1 tRNA gene and 1 rRNA gene are annotated in these 579 nt (G+C 52.0%); both read left to right on the plus strand.

Features of this window, described 5'->3' with window-relative positions:
• Nucleotides 1–408 (plus strand): 16S ribosomal RNA (locus PMAL9190_RS20000); the annotation flags it as partial.
• A gap of 74 nt (nucleotides 409–482) precedes the next feature.
• Nucleotides 483–559: transfer RNA gene (locus PMAL9190_RS20005), tRNA-Ile, on the plus strand.
• Nucleotides 560–579: the final 20 nt, after the last annotated feature.

Below are 579 nucleotides of genomic sequence, written 5' to 3' on the forward strand. Positions count from 1 at the left end.
TAATGGTGGGAACTCCAGGGAGACTGCCGGTGATAAACCGGAGGAAGGTGGGGACGACGTCAAGTCATCATGGCCCTTACGAGTAGGGCTACACACGTGCTACAATGGCGTATACAGAGGGCTGCAAACTAGCGATAGTAAGCGAATCCCACAAAGTACGTCGTAGTCCGGATTGGAGTCTGCAACTCGACTCCATGAAGTCGGAATCGCTAGTAATCGTGAATCAGAATGTCACGGTGAATACGTTCCCGGGCCTTGTACACACCGCCCGTCACACCATGGGAGTGGGCTGCACCAGAAGTAGATAGCTTAACCTTCGGGAGGGCGTTTACCACGGTGTGGTTCATGACTGGGGTGAAGTCGTAACAAGGTAGCCCTAGGGGAACCTGGGGCTGGATCACCTCCTTACCTAAAGACTTATGCTGTTTTATGCAGTGTCCACACAGATTGCCTGGTTAAAATGTAAGAACGCAAAAAGACTTGGGTCTGTAGCTCAGGTGGTTAGAGCGCACCCCTGATAAGGGTGAGGTCGGTGGTTCGAGTCCACTCAGACCCACCACTTTTTCTCCCAGAAAAAGT

Source organism: Photobacterium malacitanum (assembly GCF_900185615.1).
Lineage (GTDB): Bacteria > Pseudomonadota > Gammaproteobacteria > Enterobacterales > Vibrionaceae > Photobacterium > Photobacterium malacitanum.